Source organism: Limnohabitans sp. TEGF005, assembly GCF_055394835.1.
In genome coordinates this window covers 731,774-750,443 of sequence record NZ_AP029226.1, presented here as the reverse complement: position 1 = coordinate 750,443, position 18,670 = coordinate 731,774, and the positions used below count along the sequence as shown (strand labels likewise).

At 58.5% G+C, this 18,670-nt stretch carries 14 protein-coding genes and 1 other RNA gene; 10 read left to right on the top strand and 5 right to left on the bottom strand.

Annotation, left to right across the window (positions count from 1 at the left end):
- Positions 1-21: 21 nt before the first annotated feature.
- The 4 genes from ssrA to ompA form a co-directional block, all read right to left on the bottom strand.
- Positions 22-410, bottom strand: a transfer-messenger RNA (tmRNA) gene (gene ssrA / locus ACZ5RG_RS03570).
- Between the two features lie 12 nt (positions 411-422).
- The gene (locus tag ACZ5RG_RS03565; protein ID WP_464447801.1) at positions 423-1,088 is read right to left on the bottom strand and encodes an HAD-IA family hydrolase; all 666 of its coding nucleotides are present in this window, start codon (positions 1,086-1,088) and stop codon (positions 423-425) included.
- A 6-nt stretch (positions 1,089-1,094) separates the two neighbouring features.
- Positions 1,095-1,805: a bifunctional 2-polyprenyl-6-hydroxyphenol methylase/3-demethylubiquinol 3-O-methyltransferase UbiG gene (gene ubiG / locus ACZ5RG_RS03560; protein WP_464447800.1), complete on the bottom strand. Its 711-nt coding sequence runs from the start codon at positions 1,803-1,805 to the stop codon at positions 1,095-1,097.
- Positions 1,806-1,895: 90 nt separating this feature from the next.
- Positions 1,896-2,549 carry an outer membrane protein OmpA gene (gene ompA / locus ACZ5RG_RS03555; protein ID WP_464447799.1) on the bottom strand — a complete coding sequence of 218 codons (654 nt, stop codon included), beginning with the start codon at positions 2,547-2,549 and terminating at the stop codon, positions 1,896-1,898.
- A gap of 234 nt (positions 2,550-2,783) precedes the next feature.
- Here ompA and gyrA point away from each other — a divergent pair, with 234 nt between their 5' ends.
- From gyrA to ACZ5RG_RS03505, 10 genes are all read left to right on the top strand, one after another.
- Positions 2,784-5,435: a DNA gyrase subunit A gene (gene gyrA, locus ACZ5RG_RS03550; protein WP_312261107.1), complete on the top strand. Its 2,652-nt coding sequence runs from the start codon at positions 2,784-2,786 to the stop codon at positions 5,433-5,435.
- Between the two features lie 2 nt (positions 5,436-5,437).
- Positions 5,438-6,529 carry a 3-phosphoserine/phosphohydroxythreonine transaminase gene (serC, locus tag ACZ5RG_RS03545; RefSeq protein WP_298602252.1) on the top strand — a complete coding sequence of 364 codons (1,092 nt, stop codon included), beginning with the start codon at positions 5,438-5,440 and terminating at the stop codon, positions 6,527-6,529.
- Between the two features lie 28 nt (positions 6,530-6,557).
- Positions 6,558-7,658, top strand: coding sequence for a prephenate dehydratase (gene pheA, locus ACZ5RG_RS03540; protein WP_298602249.1), 1,101 nt, complete (start codon positions 6,558-6,560; stop codon positions 7,656-7,658).
- Positions 7,655-8,575: a prephenate dehydrogenase gene (locus ACZ5RG_RS03535; protein WP_298602246.1), complete on the top strand. Its 921-nt coding sequence runs from the start codon at positions 7,655-7,657 to the stop codon at positions 8,573-8,575. Before pheA ends, ACZ5RG_RS03535 begins: the two co-directional genes overlap by 4 nt.
- 3 nt (positions 8,576-8,578) lie before the next feature.
- Positions 8,579-10,597 (top strand): bifunctional 3-phosphoshikimate 1-carboxyvinyltransferase/cytidylate kinase, encoded by a 2,019-nt coding sequence (locus ACZ5RG_RS03530; protein ID WP_464447798.1) that lies wholly within the window; start codon positions 8,579-8,581, stop codon positions 10,595-10,597.
- A 215-nt stretch (positions 10,598-10,812) separates the two neighbouring features.
- Positions 10,813-12,492, top strand: coding sequence for a 30S ribosomal protein S1 (gene rpsA, locus ACZ5RG_RS03525; RefSeq protein WP_019431250.1), 1,680 nt, complete (start codon positions 10,813-10,815; stop codon positions 12,490-12,492).
- Positions 12,493-12,582: 90 nt separating this feature from the next.
- The gene (locus tag ACZ5RG_RS03520; RefSeq protein ID WP_298602238.1) at positions 12,583-12,927 is read left to right on the top strand and encodes an integration host factor subunit beta; all 345 of its coding nucleotides are present in this window, start codon (positions 12,583-12,585) and stop codon (positions 12,925-12,927) included.
- Positions 12,928-13,030: 103 nt separating this feature from the next.
- Positions 13,031-13,318, top strand: a complete 288-nt coding sequence (locus tag ACZ5RG_RS03515; protein ID WP_312261118.1) for a LapA family protein — start codon at positions 13,031-13,033, stop codon at positions 13,316-13,318.
- Complete coding sequence (gene lapB / locus ACZ5RG_RS03510; protein ID WP_312261120.1) at positions 13,308-14,465, top strand: lipopolysaccharide assembly protein LapB; 1,158 nt, start codon at positions 13,308-13,310, stop codon at positions 14,463-14,465. The genes ACZ5RG_RS03515 and lapB overlap by 11 nt, the downstream gene beginning before the upstream one ends.
- 120 nt (positions 14,466-14,585) lie before the next feature.
- Positions 14,586-14,885, top strand: a complete 300-nt coding sequence (locus ACZ5RG_RS03505) for a ComEA family DNA-binding protein (RefSeq protein ID WP_298602230.1) — start codon at positions 14,586-14,588, stop codon at positions 14,883-14,885.
- Between the two features lie 3 nt (positions 14,886-14,888).
- Here ACZ5RG_RS03505 and ACZ5RG_RS03500 read toward each other — a convergent pair whose 3' ends face one another.
- Positions 14,889-18,551 (bottom strand): hydantoinase B/oxoprolinase family protein, encoded by a 3,663-nt coding sequence (locus ACZ5RG_RS03500; protein WP_464447797.1) that lies wholly within the window; start codon positions 18,549-18,551, stop codon positions 14,889-14,891.
- Positions 18,552-18,670 lie beyond the last annotated feature (119 nt).

Sequence of the window (18,670 nt, the reverse complement as noted above, 5' to 3'; positions counted from 1 at the left end):
GGCGGCTTTTTTATTGGCATATGGTGGAGCTGGGGGGATTTGAACCCCCGTCCATAAGTCTTTTTCGTACAGTTCTACATGTGTAGTCGTCTGATTTGAGTCTCGCCAAATGAACCGCGCAGCGACACGCTGAACACCCAGCCAGTACCCTTTTTTCTCACACCATCTCAAGGTACCCGAGATGATGCCAGCCCATATGTTTTACCTTGCAGCTAGGACTTTGAGGGCTTTAACACCCCCATCACCCTAACCCAGCCTATCGGCCAACTGTTGCAAGGCTCACCGGATTAAGCGGCGAGTGCGAAACGTTCGTCGTTTGCAGTTAGTTTTTTTTCTGCTGTTTTACGAGGATCAGAACCTCGACATGCCCTGCCACGCGTCCGAACCCATGTCGAAACCAGTGCAGCCCCTCAATGGCTATTTTAGGCGTTGTTCAGGAATTTCAAGAGGTCCATTGGATAATCAATGTGCAAATGGGCATTCCAACGCGAAATATCGGTCTGCTGACCCAAATAACCGTAAGTGGCTGCCACCGTTCCCATGCCTGCAGCAAGGCCCGCGACAATATCACGCTCATCGTCGCCCACATAGACGCACCGAGCAGGGTCTACGGACAACCGACGGGCCGCCTCGAACAAGGGTTCTGGATGGGGTTTGGCATGCGGAGTGGTGTTACCGCTGACGATGGCACCCGCTGTCGAAAAAAGAGGCATGGCCGAAGTCAGTGGATCGGTAAAACGGCTGGACTTGTTGGTCACAACGCCCCAAGGCAAACCTTGAGCCACGAGAGTGGCAATCATGTCGACCACCCCCTCAAAAATACGCGTGCGCTCGGTCATGCAGTTTTCGTAATTGACGAAAAACTCTTCTTTCATCGCATCAAAATCGGCGTGCTCGGGCGTCACACCAAAGGCGATGCCAATCATGCCTCGCGCACCCGCACCCGCCATGTGACGGTATTGCTCAAGCGGAAAGGATGGCAGGCCTCGGTCCATTCGCATTTTGTCTACAGCGGAGCCCAAATCAGGGGCACTGTCGATCAGCGTGCCGTCAAGGTCAAACAGCACGGCTTCTACATTCTTAAACATGCGTACTTATCCTTTGCGACATGCCAGCAAGTAATTCACACTGGTGTCTTGGCTGAGCCAATAACGCTTGGTAAAGGGGTTGTATTCCATGCCCTTGAAGCCTTGAGCATCGAGCCCAGACTCTCTGGCCCAAGTGACCAGCTCGCTGGGTTTGATCATGCGGGCGAATTCGTGGGTGCCTTTGGGCAACAACTTGAGGATGTACTCGGCACCCAAAATCGCAAACAAAAAGGATTTGGGGTTGCGGTTGAGTGTGGAGAAGAACACCCAACCACCAGGCTTGACCATTTGGGCGCAGGCCCTCACCACCGATGCGGGGTCAGGAACATGCTCCAGCATTTCCATACAGGTGACCACATCAAACTGCTCAGGCTGCTCTTTGGCCAATGTTTCGGCACTGAGTTCCCGGTACTGCACGCCAGTTGTGCCTGCTTCCAGTGCATGTAACTGGGCGACCTTGAGGGACTTGGTGGCCAAGTCTATGCCCAGGACATGTGCCCCCTTGCGAGCCATGGCATCAGCCAAAATACCGCCACCACAGCCGACATCGACCACTTGCTTGCCTGTCAAATCCGCCAGGCCATGAATCCACTCCAGTCGCAGAGGATTGATCTGATGTAAGGGACGAAACTCACTCTCAGGATCCCACCAACGGTGAGCCAGATCGGAAAATTTGGCCAATTCGGCCGGATCGACGTTGCTTGCAGCTTGATTCATGGAAGAGATTGTCTCGCAAGCTGCGCTTCGAAAAAGAATTGACCATAAAAAAAGCCCCATCGCTGGGGCTTTTTCATCCTGATAAAAGGATTACTGGTTAGCGCGTGTACCGACCACTTCGATTTCAACGCGGCGGTTCTTGGAACGGCCAGCAGAAGTCTTGTTGTCAGCCACGGGCTGCTTTTCGCCTTTGCCTTCGGTGTAAACGCGGTTCTTTTCGATGCCTTTGGACACCAAATAGGCCTTCACAGCATCAGAACGCTTGACCGACAATTTTTGGTTGTAAGCGTCAGAGCCAACGGAGTCAGTGTGACCCACGGCAATGATGACTTCCAAGTTGATGCCTTTGACTTTACCGACCAGGTCGTCCAGCTTGGCTTTGCCTTCAGCTTTCAACACAACTTTGTCGAAATCAAAGAATGCATCAGCAGCGTAGGTCACTTTGGTGGCCGCAGCTGGCGCTGGAGCAGGTGCTGGCGCAGCAGCTTGAGGAGCTGGGGCTGGTGCAGCGACAGGAGCTGGAGCTGGTGCAGGAGCGGCTTTAGGAGCAACGATGGCACCATCGCAACCAACAGCTGCAGTTGCAGGTGTCCAGTTGGCATCGCGCCAGCACAGTTCTTGTGTACCGTTTTTCCAGACGAGGTCGCCGGAGCCGTTGCGCCAGTTGTCAACAGTCTGAGCGCCTGCTGCTGTTACGAGAGCTGCGGAGGCAACCAACATCGCCAATTTGTTGAATTTCTTCATGGTCTTCCTCTTAAGGGATAAAGCCGCAGACTCGCTGCGAAAAAAAATACGTCTCAAGTGACCATCACTTGATCCGTTGACAAATATTGTGCCATAGACCGCAGTGTGATTCGTGAAATGACTAACGCTAGCGCCAGGCACAACTCGAATGAATGAAAAACGTTGCATATACGCGACACCCGCTTGCACCTAAAATCACGGCTTCACATTGCGTCCATTACTCCTTCTATCTTTATGACCCAGTTCGCCAAAGAAACACTGCCCATCAGTCTAGAAGAGGAAATGCGGCGCAGCTACCTCGATTACGCCATGAGTGTGATCGTGGGCCGTGCCTTGCCTGATGCCCGCGATGGCTTGAAGCCGGTACACCGCCGCGCCTTGTTCGCCATGCATGAGTTGAACAACGACTGGAACCGCCCCTATAAAAAGTCAGCCCGTATCGTGGGTGACGTGATTGGTAAATACCACCCGCATGGCGACCAGTCGGTGTACGACACCATCGTGCGCATGGCGCAAGACTTTTCAATGCGTCACATGCTGGTGGACGGCCAAGGCAACTTCGGCTCGGTCGATGGCGATAACGCGGCTGCGATGCGTTACACAGAAATCCGTTTGGCCAAAATCGCCCATGAAATGTTGGGCGATATCGACAAGGAAACCGTCGACTTCGGCCCCAACTACGACGGTTCGGAAAAAGAGCCACTGGTGCTGCCTTCGCGCCTGCCTAACTTGCTGATCAACGGCTCTGGCGGTATCGCTGTGGGCATGGCCACCAACATCCCGCCGCACAACTTGAATGAAGTGGTGGATGCTTGTTTGCATTTGCTGCGTAACCCGGAAGCGTCGATCGACGAACTGATGGAAATCGTGCCTGCACCCGACTTCCCGACAGGCGCCATCATTTACGGCATGACGGGCGTCAAGGACGGCTACCGCACAGGTCGCGGTCGCGTGATCATGCGGGCCAAGTGCCACTTTGAAGACATCGACAAAGGTCAACGCCAGTGCATCGTGGTCGACGAGCTGCCTTACCAAGTCAACAAAAAGACCCTGCAAGAGCGCATGGCTGAACTGGTCCACGAAAAGAAAATTGAGGACATCAGCCACATCCAGGACGAGTCTGACAAATCGGGCATGCGTCTGGTGATTGAACTCAAACGCGGTGCTGTGCCCGAGGTGGTGCTGAACAACCTGTACAAGCAGACCCAGTTGCAAGACACGTTTGGTATGAACATGGTGGCCCTGATCGACGGTCAACCCAAGTTATGCAACCTGAAAGACCTGATCCAGGTGTTCTTGCAGCACCGCCGTGAAGTGGTCACACGCCGCACTGTTTTTGAGCTGCGCAAAGCGCGCGACCGCGGTCACGTGCTGGAAGGCTTGGCCGTGGCATTGGCCAACATCGACGACTTCATTGCCATCATTCGTGGTGCCCCCACGCCACCCGTGGCGAAGGTCGAACTGATGCACCGTGGCTGGGACAGCCAGATGGTGCGCACCATGCTGACGCGGGCCAAGGGAGATGGCTCAGTCATCAACGCCGACGACTACCGCCCAGAAGGCCTGGAGCGCGAATACGGTCTGGGCCAGGACGGCCTGTATCGGTTGTCGGACACACAAGCGCAAGAGATTTTGCAGATGCGCCTGCAGCGCCTGACAGGCCTGGAGCAGGACAAAATCGTGGCCGAATACAAAGAGGTCATGTCCGAAATCGAAGACTTGCTGGACATCTTGTCCAAGCCTGAACGCGTCTCGACCATCATCGGCGATGAGCTGGGCACCGTGCGTCAGGAATTTGGTCAAACCAAGATCGGCGCACGCCGCAGTGAAATTGAGCACAGCGCACAAGACCTCTCGACCGAAGACCTGATCACCCCGACCGACATGGTCGTGACCTTGTCGCACAGCGGTTACATCAAGAGCCAGCCGCTGAGTGAATACCGCTCACAAAAGCGTGGCGGACGTGGCAAGCAAGCTGCCGCGACAAAAGAAGACGATTGGATTGACCAACTCTTCATTGCCAATACCCACGACTATTTGCTGTGTTTCTCCAACCGTGGTCGCCTTTACTGGCTCAAGGTGTGGGAAGTGCCTGCAGGCTCACGCGGCTCGCGTGGTCGCCCCATCGTCAACATGTTCCCGTTGCAAGAAGGCGAAAAAATCAACGTGGTGCTGGCCTTGACTGGCGAAGCACGCGCCTTCCCAGAAAACCAATACGTTTTCATGGGCACGTCCATGGGTACAGTCAAGAAGACATCGCTGGATGAATTCAGCAATCCCCGCAAAGGCGGCATCATTGCAGTCAATTTGGACGAAGGCGACTTCTTGATCGGCGCAGCGCTGACCGACGGCAAACACGATGTGATGCTGTTCAGCGACGGAGGCAAGGCCGTGCGCTTTGACGAAAACGACGTGCGTCCATTGGGTCGCAGTGCCCGCGGCGTGCGCGGCATGATGATCGAAGAAAGCCAAAGCGTGATCGCCATGCTGGTGGCGGGTGACGAAACACAAAGTGTGCTGACAGCCACCGAAAACGGCTACGGCAAACGCACCAGCATCACCGAGTACACACGCCATGGCCGCGGCACCAAGGGCATGATCGCCATTCAGCAATCGGAACGCAACGGCAAAGTGGTCGCCGCCACTTTGGTGCACGCCGATGACGAGATCATGCTGATCACCGACACGGGTGTTTTGGTGCGCACCCGCGTGTCCGAAATCCGCGAACTCGGCCGTGCCACACAAGGCGTGACCTTGATCGGTCTGGACGAGGGTGCCAAGCTGTCAGGCTTGCAACGTATCGTCGAGAACGATGCCAACGTATCCGAAGGCGAGACGGGTGATGGCGAAGCCGCCCCGGATGACGGCACAACTGCAGCAGAATAACGATGGGGCGCGCTTTCAACTTTTCGGCAGGCCCTGCCGTCATGCCTGAAGCAGTCTTGCATCAGGCCGCAGCCGAGATGCTCGACTGGCACGGTTCAGGCATGAGCGTGATGGAGATGAGCCACCGCGGCAAGGAGTTCATCAGCATTTACGAGCAAGCCGAAGCCGACTTGCGGGAACTGCTGGCCGTGCCCGCGCATTTCAAAATCTTGTTCATGCAAGGCGGCGGCTTGGCCGAAAACGCCATCATCCCGTTGAACCTGTCGCAAGGCGGGGCCATGGATTTTGTGCTGACCGGCAGTTGGAGCCAAAAATCACTCAAAGAAGCGGGCAAATATGGACAAGCCCGCGTCGCAGCCAGTGCGCAAACCGATGGTTTCACCACACTGCCCGCTCCGGCAAGCTGGCAAGTCGGCGCGGACAGCCGGTACGTGCACATTTGTGGCAACGAGACCATTCACGGCGTTGAATTTCACGAACTGCCCGACCTGAAGGCCTTGGGCTGCGATGCCCCTTTGGTGGTGGACTTTTCATCCCACGTTGCGTCACGCTCGGTCGATTGGTCTCGTGTGGGCCTGGCCTTTGGTGGCGCACAAAAGAATCTCGGCCCTGCAGGCCTGACCCTGGTCATCGTGCGAGAAGACTTGATCGGCCACGCCCTGCCACACTGCCCAAGCGCCTTCGACTACAAGCTGGTGGCAGACAACCAGTCAATGTACAACACGCCACCAACTTACAGCATTTACATCGCAGGCTTGGTGTTCCAGTGGCTGAAAAAACAAGGTGGCATCGCAGCCATGGAAGAGCGCAATATCGCCAAGGCGCAGCTGCTGTACAACTTTTTGGACAGTTCCAGCCTGTATGTGAACAAGGTCGCCAAAGACTGCCGCTCACGCATGAACGTGCCGTTTTTCTTGCGTGACGAATCGCGCAACGATGCCTTCTTGGCCGGGGCCAAAGCCGCCAACCTGTTGCAGCTCAAAGGGCACAAATCGGTAGGCGGCATGCGTGCAAGCATCTACAACGCCATGCCTCTTGAAGGTGTGCAGGCCTTGGTGGCCTATATGCGTGAATTTGAAAAAACACAGGCCTGAAGCAGGCGACCAGAAAGACTTTTCGGACATGAGCCAACAACCCATTCAGTCGGATGCCTTGGGCGCCCTGCGCGTGCAGATCGACTCGCTGGACAAACAGCTGCTGAGCCTGCTGAACCAGCGCGCCCATGTGGCCGAGCAAGTGGGCGAGATCAAACGAGCCGAAGGTTCGCCCTTCTTTCGCCCCGACCGCGTGGCGCAAGTCATCGACAAAATCACACAGGCCAACCTTGGCCCGCTGAAAAACGAACATGTGGCCTCGATCTGGCGCGAGATCATGTCGGCTTGCTTGGCCCTTGAAGCGCCGCAACGCGTCGCCGTGCTGGGGCCACAAGGCACATTCTGCGAACAGGCCGCCATCGAGTTTTTTGGCAGCGCCGCCAATCTAATTTACTGCGCCAACTTTGACGAAGTGTTCCACGCCACTGCCGCAGGCACAGCCCAATACGGTGTGGTCGGCATGGAGAACTCCACCGAAGGCGTGGTGGCCCGCTCACTCGATTTGTTCTTGCGCTCGCCCGTGCATGTGGTGGGCGAAGTCAGCCTGCAAGTGCGCTTTAACTTGCTGCGACAGCTCAACTCGGATGCGGGCATTGAAGTGGTCATGGCCCACCCCCAAGCCCTGGCCCAGTGCCAGGGCTGGCTGTCCAAGCACCTGCCGCATGTGGAACGCCGCGCGGTATCCAGCAACGCCGAAGGCGCCCGCTTGGCAGCGACCAACCCCGCCTGGGCCGCCTTGGCCAGCGAACGTGCCGCCAGCCAGTTTGGTCTGCACATCGTGCACCACGCCATTCAGGACGAAGCATTCAACCGCACTCGCTTTGCTGTGATTGCTTTGCCGCAAACACTGGCCACGCCACCGGCCTCGGGCAAAGACTGCACCAGCTTGGTGTTGTCTGTGCCCAACCGCCCGGGTGCAGTGCACGATTTGCTGGTGCCACTCAAAAACAACGGCGTGTCCATGACCCGCTTTGAATCGCGCCCCGCCAAATCGGGCCAGTGGGAGTATTACTTCTACATCGACCTGCAAGGCCACATCAGCGAACCTCATGTGGCCGCTGCCTTGCAAGAATTGCAAGGGTTGTGCGCGTTCTACAAGGTGCTGGGTTCTTACCCCGTTTCTGAATGACGCCCGAGCGTCCGACCGCGCCACGTTTTGAGCGTTTGGCCCTGATCGGCTGCGGCCTGATGGGCGGCTCGTTTGCACTCGCCCTGCGCAAGGCTGGCCTCGTCAAGACCATCGTCGGTTTCAGCGCTTCTGAAAAAACCCGACAACGTGCCGTTGAACTCAAGGTGCTCGACCACGCCTGCACCAACGTGGCCGACGCTGTACGAGGGGCAGATTTGGTTTTATTGGCGGTCCCTGTGGGCGCAATGCAAGTCAGTTTTTCCGCCATGCGCGATGCATTGCAGCCCAGTGCCTTGCTGATGGACGTGGGTTCGACCAAATGCGATGTGATCGCAGCCGCCCAGGCCTCACTGGGCGAACGCTTGAGTTGCTTTGTGCCTGCCCATCCGATTGCAGGCAAAGAAGTGGCAGGCATTGAACATGCTGACAGCACGCTTTATCAAAAGCGCCGAACCATTCTCACGCCTTTGCCGCAAACCAGCATTCAAAAAATGCAAGCCGCGCACACGGTGTGGACGGCCATCGGCAGCCATGTCAGCACCATGACGCCCGAAGCCCATGACGCCACGTTTGCGGCTGTCAGCCACTTGCCGCACCTGTTGGCGTTTGCGGCCGTCAATGCGCTCACGGCACAGCCCAAAGGCGCAACATTTCTAGAGATGGCAGGCCCGGGCTTCAGGGATTTTTCGCGGATAGCAGCCAGTGATGCTGCCGTGTGGCGCGACATCTTGAGCGCCAACAAAACAGAAGTGCTCATGCAGGTGTCCCACTTTCGTGCTGCACTCGAACAGTTCGAAAACACCTTGAGGCTGGGCGACACCCCCGCTTTGCAACACCTGATTCAACAAGCCAGCGATGTGCGCTCGGCCTGGACACTGCAAGCGGGCAACGCTTGCAACCAAGACTCCGAAGACTAAAGCATGTTCTCCACAGCCTTTCTTGACATTCCCCCGCTGCAAGGAGCCTCCGGCAGCGTCACCCTGCCCGGCTCCAAAAGCATATCCAACCGCGTGCTGCTGCTGTCGGCCCTGTGCCAAGGCACGACCGTTGTTCACGACTTGCTCGACTCTGACGACACCCAAGTGATGCTGGCCGCCCTGCGCCAACTGGGCTGCGGCGTGGAAGCGGCGGGCACCACGGTGACCATCACGGGTTTGGGTGGTCGAGCATGGCCGACTGAGGCCATCGAATTTTTCATGGGCAACGCGGGCACTGCCATGCGTCCGCTCACGGCAGCGCTAGCGGTTCAAGGCGGTGACTTCACGCTCAAGGGCGTGCCGCGCATGCACGAGCGTCCGATCGGCGACCTGGTGGATGCGTTGCGCGAACTCGGTTGCGCCATCGACTACCTGGGCAACGCAGGTTTTCCGCCGCTGCGCATCGGCCAGCCTGCGCTCCAGCTCGACAAACCCATCCCCGTGCGCGGGGATGTGTCCAGCCAGTTCTTGACCGCCTTGTTGATGGCGCTGCCACTGGCCGCTGCCGACCGCGCCATCACGATTGAAGTGGTGGGCGAACTCATCAGCAAGCCCTACATCGAGATCACGCTCAACCTGCTGGCGCGCTACGGTATTGATGTGGAACGACATGGCTGGGCGCGTTTTGTCATTCCTGCGGGCAGTCGCTACCAGTCACCAGGCAACATCCACGTTGAGGCCGATGCCTCATCGGCCAGCTATTTCATCGCACTCGGTGCCATTGCCCAAGGTGAAGGCATTCGAGTCAACGGCGTGGGCGCTGACTCCATCCAAGGAGACATCCGCTTTGTCGAGGCGGCCGAACGCATGGGCGCACGGGTCACCAGTGGGCCCAATTGGCTGGAAATCCGACGCGGCGCCTGGCCGCTCAAAGCCATTGAGCTCGACTGCAACCACATCCCCGACGCTGCCATGACGCTGGCCGTGATGGCGCTTTATGCCGACGGCCCCACCCTGCTGCGCAACATTGCCAGCTGGCGCGTGAAAGAAACCGACCGCATCGTGGCCATGGCCGCCGAATGCCGCAAATTGGGTGCCACAGTAGAAGAAGGTCCTGACTGGCTGCGCGTTCATCCATTGCCAAACGGTCAATTCAGCAATGCGTTGGCAAAGGGCCAGTGGCAAGCGGCCCGCATCCACACCTACGATGACCACCGCGTGGCCATGTGTTTTTCGTTGGCGGCCTTCAATGCGGCGCAGGTGCCCGTGCGCATCGAAGACCCCAAATGCGTGGCCAAGACCTTTCCTGATTATTTCGAGGCCCTGTTCTCGGTGGCCACCGCCAACGCCATGCAGATCCCGGTGATCTGCATCGATGGCCCCACCGCCTCCGGCAAAGGCACACTGGCCAGTCGCGTGGCTGCGAAGCTGGGCTACCACTACCTCGACTCGGGCGCACTGTACCGTGTCACGGCTCATGCCGCGCTGCAGGCCGGGCTCACACTCGAAGCCTCCGACGAAAGCCACATCGCCGACCTGGCCCGCCATCTGCCTGTGCACTTTGAAGGCGAACAAGTCTTGCTCAATGGCGTGGACGTGACGGATGCGATTCGCAGCGAACAAGGTGGCATGAACGCCTCCAAAGTGTCTGTTTTGCCCGCAGTGCGCGAGGCTTTGGTACAGCTACAGCACAGCTTTCGCCGCCTGCCCGGCCTCTTGGCCGACGGCCGCGACATGGGTACGGTGATCTTCCCGAATGCCCCATTGAAGGTTTTTTTGACCGCCAGCGCTGCCCAACGGGCCGAAAGACGGCATAAGCAATTGATTTTGAAGGGTTTTTCGGCTAATATCGACGCTCTTCGCGCTGACTTGGAAGCGCGTGATGCCCGGGACATGTCCCGCAGCGTTGCGCCACTCAAGCCCGCACAAGATGCCTTGCAACTGGACAACTCGTCCCTGACCATCGAAGCTTCGATGGAACAGGTGATGGGCTGGTGGCAAAGTCGGCAGGTTTTTGGTTAATCGACCGAGGTTGATGAACCCAAACCGGCCACCTAGCCCGCCCTTCGCGGGCTAAATAGAGGTTCCACCCGGCTCTCTTCGTGCAGCTTGCACACTGGCCAGGTGGATTTTTGAAACCAACCGCAGCTCACGCTGCACAACCAACCGCCACAGTCAGCTCCTGGAAACGACGCATTTCGCGCTCGTCAGTCCTGTTTTGTGGATGAGGAAAATTCATGTCTGAATCATTTGCCGCCCTATTCGAAGAATCCCTGACGCGCACCGAAATGCGCCCAGGCGAAGTCATCACTGCTGAAGTCGTGCGCATCGAGCACAACTTCGTTGTGGTCAACGCTGGTCTCAAGTCAGAGTCCTACGTGCCGCTCGAAGAGTTCAAAAACGACCAGGGTGAAGTTGAAGTCCAGGTCGGCGACTTTGTCTCCGTGGCCATCGGCTCCATCGAAAACGGTTACGGCGACACCATCTTGTCCCGTGACACCGCCAAGCGTCTGGCTTCGTGGATGTCCCTCGAAAAAGCCCTGGAATCCGGCGAGTTCGTCACTGGCGTGACCAGCGGCAAAGTCAAAGGTGGCCTGACCGTGTTGGTCAACGGCATCCGCGCTTTCTTGCCTGGCTCTTTGGTCGACACACGTCCTACCAAAGACCTGTCTCCCTACGAGAACAAGACTTTGGAATTCAAGGTCATCAAGCTCGACCGCAAGCGCAACAACGTCGTGTTGTCACGCCGCGCTGTGGTGGAAGCATCCATGGGCGAAGAGCGCGCCAAGCTGATGGAAACATTGCGCGAAGGCTCCATCGTTCACGGTGTGGTCAAGAACATCACCGAATACGGTGCATTCGTGGACTTGGGTGGCATCGACGGTTTGCTGCACATCACCGACATGGCATGGCGCCGTGTCCGTCACCCATCCGAAGTGGTCACTGCCGGTCAGGAAATCACTGCCAAGATCCTCAAGTTCGACACCGAGAAAAACCGCGTGTCCTTGGGCCTCAAGCAAATGGGCGACGATCCTTGGATGGGCGTGAACCGCCGCTACCCACAGGGCACTCGCATGTTCGGCAAGATCACCAACATCGCCGACTACGGCGCGTTTGTGGAACTCGAGCCAGGCATCGAAGGCTTGGTGCACGTCTCCGAAATGGACTGGACCAACAAGAACGTGGCCCCTTCCAAGATCGTTGCACTGGGTGACGAAGTCGAAGTCATGGTCCTCGAGATCGACGAAGACAAGCGCCGCATCAGTTTGGGCATGAAGCAGTGCCGTGCCAACCCATGGCAAGAGTTCGCTCAAAACACCAAGCGCGGTGACCGCGTCAAGGGCCCGATCAAGTCGATCACCGACTTCGGCGTGTTCGTGGGCTTGGCTGCCGGCATCGACGGCTTGGTGCACCTGTCTGACCTGTCCTGGAACGAAACCGGCGAAAACGCCGTGCGCGAATTCAAGAAGGGTCAAGAAGTCGAGGCTTTGGTCTTGGCTGTGGACGTGGACCGCGAACGCATCAGCTTGGGCATCAAACAGCTCGACTCCGATCCTTTCACCACCTTCGTGTCGATCAACGACAAAGGCCAAACCGTCACCGGCAAGGTCAAGACTGTGGATGCCAAAGGCGCTGAGATCGACCTGGGCGAAGACATTGTCGGCTACCTGCGCGTCAGCGAAATCTCGCGTGACCGCGTGGAAGATGCCAGCCACGTGCTGAAAGTTGGCGACGAAGTGACCGCTGTGGTGGTGAACGTGGATCGCAAGACCCGCAACATCCAGTTGTCCATCAAAGCCAAGGACGCTGTGGACCAACAAGAAGCCATGGCTTCCTTGTCTCAGCAGTCTTCGCGTGAAAACGCGGGCACAACCAGCCTGGGCGCTTTGTTGCGTGCCAAGTTGGACAACAACTGATCTCTTTGATCTGAAGACACTTGCTGTCTGAAAAGCCTGCCCCTGTCATGGGGGCAGGCTTTTTTCAGGCTGGTGCCCGACACCTGCAAGTTGCATGAACAACAAAGTAAGCACATGACCCGCTCCGATCTGGTTGAAGAACTCGCCGCCCGCTTTGCACAGCTGACCCACCGTGACGCCGAATTGGCCGTCAAAACGGTGCTGGACGCCATGAGCGATGCGCTGGTCAAAGGTCACCGCATCGAAATTCGCGGCTTTGGCAGCTTCTCCATCAACCGCCGCCCACCCCGTGTTGGCCGCAACCCCCGCTCAGGTGAGAGCGTTCAGATTCCGGAAAAACGGGTTCCCCATTTCAAACCAGGCAAAGCCCTGCGCGAAGCCGTGGATGCCGGCACAGTGTCCAGCGCCCAAGTGAACGCCCCCAAAGTTCTGTGACCCTTATCTCTCTTGTCGCCCAAGGTGCGCGGGTTTGTGATGCCTCACCCGCAGGGGGCACGAATGGGCCCATTAGAATGGCTCCAGCTTCCGAGGTCACACCATGAAACGTCTGCTCCGGCTGCTTCAGTGGCTACTGAAAGCAGCGGTTTTTTTCACGCTGTTCGCTTTTGCGCTGAACAACCAGCAAGAAACGCGCGTCAATTTCTTTTTCAGCACCTTTTGGTCAGCACCCACCGTCTTGGTGGTGCTTTCTGCCTTCAGCTTGGGCGTGATGGTGGGCGTGCTGGGCATGGTGCCAAGATGGTGGCGTCATCGCCAGACTGCGCGTCAACATCTGCCCACCGCAAGCGAACCCACTCCTGTGCCCGAGACGCCTCATGGAACTTGACCTGACCTGGATTTTGTTGGGCCTGCCCGCTGCGTTTGCGTTGGGCTGGATAGCCTCTCGTCTCGACTTGCGCCAAATGCGCATCGCCAACCGGCAGGCACCGCGTGCTTATTTCAAAGGCCTGAACTACCTGCTCAATGAGCAGCAGGACAAGGCGATTGATGCTTTCATTGAAGCCGTTCAAAACGACCCCGACACGTCAGAGTTGCACTTTGCTCTGGGCAACCTGTTTCGCCGCCGAGGTGAATACGACCGCGCTGTACGCGTGCACGAACACCTGATGTCGCGGGCCGATCTGAGCAGTGCCGATCGGCAGCGTGCACAACATGGCTTGGCCCTCGATTTTTTGAAAGCTGGCTTGCTCGACCGCGCGGAAGAAGCGCTGCGCAAACTGGAAGGAACATCCTACGAAGGCCAGGCACGGTTGGCACGACTGGCCATCTACGAGCGTTCGCGCGAATGGCCTGAAGCCGCACGCGTGGCGCGTCTTCTTGAAACCTCAGGTGAGGCCAATTTCGACATGCGCATGGCGCACTACCAATGTGAGCAAGCTCGCGAAGCCGTGCAACAAGGCGATATCCCCAATGCCCTGAACCTGTTGACGGCGGCCATTCAGGCAACCCCCGATGCGGCCAGACCCCGCATTTTGCTGGGGCAACTGCAACTGTCCCAGGGACAGGCCGCACAAGCATTTGAGACTTTGTCGGTTTTGTTTGAACGTTCGGATGCAGCCGCCCCACTGGCTGCTGCCAGTTTGGTCAAGGCTGCCCAGGCTGCCGCCTTGACCCAAGAGGCCGCGCAATTGCTGAAAACGCATTACGCCAAACAAGCCTGCATTGATGTGCTGGATGCCATCTCGGCCATAGAGTCAACGTCCCCAGAAGGGGGGGCGGCATCACACCAACGCTATCTGGACCATTTGAGCAACCATGCCTCCTTGATGGCTGCCACTCGATGGTTGACCGAAGAAAACAAGGGGCAGAACCCTTTGCCGGCCCCGGTACAAAAAGCGCTGGAGCAAGCCATCCGGCCCTTGGCCCGGTACCGTTGTGCCGCCTGCGGGTTTGAAGCCAAAGAGCACTTCTGGCACTGCCCGGGCTGCCAGGCTTGGGACAGCTACCCCCCGAGACGCATTGAAGAGTTGTGAACAACTGACTTGAAACACCTTGTTTCAAGTGATGCGAACGTCCCTGTTCTCCGATCTGAGCGCCCGACCCACAATGGCCTCAACTGCAGAGCGCTGCAGCCCACACAGGGAGAGGCAGAGATGATCAAAAAGATGACGACCGCCATCGTGAGCGTCATGTTGGCCGGAATCGCTTGGGCGCAGGTGGATCTGAACAAAGCGACAGAAATGGAACTCGATGGCTTGAAAGGTCTTGGTCCGGCGATGACCCGCGAAGTCATGCGCGAACGGGAAAAAGCCCTTTTTCGTGATTGGCCTGATGTGATGCAACGCGTCAAAGGCATCGGCCCCAAAAAGGCCGCCAACCTTTCAGAGCAAGGCGTCCGGGTCAAGGGCCAAGGCTATGGTCAAGCCCCGGCCTATCCACCCCAAAAACCCTGAACCTCAGTCAGACGCGCTGGATTCAGCCTCGCCAAAACCACCCCCACCTGGGGTGTGGATCTCGAAGACATCGCCCACCTGCATCTCGACTTGGCCAATGTGCGCCAAGGTCTGCACTTGGCCATCGCTGCGCACCAGCCGGTTGATGCCCGGCAAACCACTGAGCCCACCGGCCATGCCAAAAGCCGGGTGCACACGCCCATTGGACAAAATGCCCGCCGTCATCGGCTCCAAAAAGCGCACACGGCGCACCCCCCCATCCCCGCCGCGCCAGCGCCCTGCTCCGCCCGAGCCTGGGCGGATGGCGTAGCTTTCCAGCCGCACCGGAAAACGAAACTCCAACACCTCAGGGTCGGTCAGGCGTGAATTGGTCATGTGGGTTTGCACCACCGAGGTGCCGTCAAAACCACCCACTTGACGGCCTTGGTCGTCAAATCGCCCGCCAGCGCCACTGCCGCCTGCAATCGTCTCGTAATACTGCACCCGCGCATTGCCAAAGGTGAAGTTGTTCATCGTCGGCTGGCTGCCCGCCATCACGCCCAATGCGCCAAACAAGGCGTTGGTGATGCAAGTGGAGGTCTCCACATTGCCCGCCACCACCGAAGCGGGCGGGTTGGGGTTGAGCATGCAGCCTGGCGGAATGATGACATTCAAGGGCTTGAGGCAGCCGGCGTTCAAGGGAATGTCATCGTCCACCAAACTGCGAAAAACATACAACACCGCCGCCATGCACACAGCCCGAGGCGCGTTGAAGTTGTTGGGCAACTGGGCGCTGGTGCCGCTGAAATCGATCTCGGCCTTGCGCTCGGCGGCGTTGACGCGCACAGCCACTTGGATCTGCGCCCCATTGTCCAGGGGCAAGGTGAAAGCCCCGTCCTTCAGGCGCGTGATGACGCGGCGCACCGACTCTTCGGCGTTGTCTTGCACGTGGCGCATATAGGCTTGCACCACATCCAGGCCAAACTGCTCGACCATGCGGCGCAGCTCCTGCACGCCTTTTTCATTGGCCGCGATTTGCGCCTTCAAGTCGGCCATGTTTTGCGAGGGGTTGCGCGAGGGGTAGGGCCCACTTTGCAGCAAGGCCACCATCTCGGCTTCGCGCAAATGGCCCGCATCAACCAGTTTGAAGTTGTGGATCTGCACGCCCTCTTCTTCGATGCGCGTGGAAAACGGCGGCATCGAGCCCGGCGTCAAACCGCCCACATCGGCGTGGTGGCCACGCGAGCCCACAAAAAACACAGGGTGCGTGGGGTCTGACAGAAACACCGGCGTGATGACCGTGATGTCGGGCAAATGCGTGCCGCCGTGATAGGGGTCATTGAGCACAAACACATCGCCCGGCTGCATGCGGCCATGGTTGTCTTGGATCACGGTCTGGATGCTCTCACCCATGGAGCCCAAATGCACCGGCATGTGCGGGGCGTTGGCAATCAAATGCCCTTGGGCACTGAAGAGTGCACATGAAAAATCCAGCCGCTCCTTGATGTTGACCGAGTAAGCGGTGTTTTGCAGCTGCAAACCCATTTGCTCGGCGATGTTCATGAACAGGTTGTTGAACACCTCCAACAGCACCGGATCGGCTTGCGTGCCTGCGGCGTAATGCACAGCCCGTGGCTGCACGCGCACCAACAGCAAATGGTCCCATGCCGTCACCCGCGCTTGCCAACCGGGCTCCACCACCGTGGTGGCATTTTTCTCGGCGATGATGGCCGGGCCGTCGATCACATCCCCTGGGCGCAGGTCTTCGCGCACCACCAGCGCAGCGCCATGCCACTGGGCCACACCTTGCGCATTGGCGGTGTACATGCGCACGGTGTCTCGGCGCGGCACCTCGCGCTCGGGATGCAAGGCATGGACAGTCTCTTCGGGCGCATCGCCGGGGAGCACCGCCTCGACCGATACCGCCTCCACCACCAAGGCCTTGCCTTGCATCAAGAAGGCAAAGCGTTGGCGGTAGGCCGCCTCAAAACCCGCCACCAATTGGGCCTGATCGCCCCAAGGCACCACCAGCGCCGAGTCGGTGCCTTCGTAGCGCACATGCACGCGTTGGCGCAGCTCGATGCGGTCGGCATGGGTTGCATCCCCGCCCATTTGCGCCAGCAAGGCTTGACGCGTGTCGTCCCCCAAAGCCTGCAAGCGCTCGGCCATGAAAGGCATGGTCGCAGCGTCCAGTGGGCGCTCCATCGATGCTTCGCGCATCACGCTCTGATCGGCCAAACCCATGCCATAGGCCGACAAAACACCAGCCAGCGGGTGCACCAGCACCTGCGACATGCCCAATGCATCGGCCACCAAACACGCGTGCTGCCCGCCCGCGCCGCCAAAGCACTGCAAGGTGTAGCGCGTCACATCGTAGCCACGGGCCACCGAAATTTTCTTGATCGCGTTGGCCATCTGCTGCACCGCAATCTGGATGAAACCGTGCGCCACATCTTCGGCAGCGCGGCCGGTTTGCACGGCCAGTTTTTCAAAGTGCCCGCACACCACCTCGGCGTCGAGCGCTTGGTCCGCATCTGGCCCGAACACCGGGGGGAAAAACCGCGGCTGCACCTTGCCCACCATCAAGTTCGCATCGGTCACGGCCAAAGGCCCGCCACGGCGGTAACTGGCCGGGCCGGGCTTGGCCCCCGCGCTTTGTGGCCCGACCCGAAAACGCGCACCGTCAAAAGTGAGTAATGACCCCCCACCCGCCGCCACGGTGTGGATGCTCATCATGGGGGCGCGCATGCGCACGCCAGCCACCTGGGTTTCAAACTCGCGCTCGAACTGCCCGGCAAAGTGCGACACATCGGTCGAGGTGCCACCCATGTCAAAACCAATCACCTTGTCGTGCCCCGCCAGCTGGGCCGTGCGGGCCATGCCCACGATGCCGCCCGCCGGGCCGCTCAAGATCGCGTCTTTGCCCGCAAACACCTGCGCGTCTGTCAAGCCCCCCGAAGACTGCATGAACATCAGTTTCACACCCGGCATTTCGCTGGCCACTTGGTCGACATAGCGGCGCAAGATGGGCGACAAATAGGCATCGACCACGGTGGTGTCGCCCCGGCTGACCAGTTTCATCATCGGGCTGGTCTGGTGCGAGGTACTGATCTGTGTGAAGCCCACTTCACGCGCCAAACGTGCCGCAGCCCGCTCATGCGCCGTGTGCTGCCAGCCGTGCATGAAGACCACCGCCACCGACCGCACACCTTGCGCAAAACTGTTCACCAATTGGGTGCGCAAATGCACCTCATCGAGCGGCTGCAACACCTGGCCATCCACCGCAACACGTTCTTGCGCTTCCACCACCGCGCTGTAGAGCAACTCGGGCAGCACGATCTGACGGTCAAACAAACGCGGGCGGTTTTGGTAGGCGATGCGCAGCGCATCGCCAAAGCCCTGCGTGGTCACCAGCAGCGTGGCTTCACCCTTGCGCTCCAGCAAGGCGTTGGTGGCCACGGTGGTGCCCATCTTCACGCATTCGACCTGCTCTGGTGTGACGAGTTCACCGGGCTTCAACTCGAGCAAATGTCGGATGCCCGCCACCGCCGCATCGCGGTATTGCTCAGGGTTTTCAGAAAGCAGCTTGTGCGTGACCAAGGTGCCATCGGGGCGCTTGCCCACCACGTCGGTGAACGTGCCGCCACGGTCGATCCAAAATTGCCAACGCGGTGGAGATGTACTCATGAACAGGTCTTCCAAAACAACAGACAAGGATCTTTCATACTGTAAATGCAAGCAGATCATCATCTATGATCATTGGATATTTCCAGGCACCTATCGCTTGGAAGTCAAGAAGGAATGCT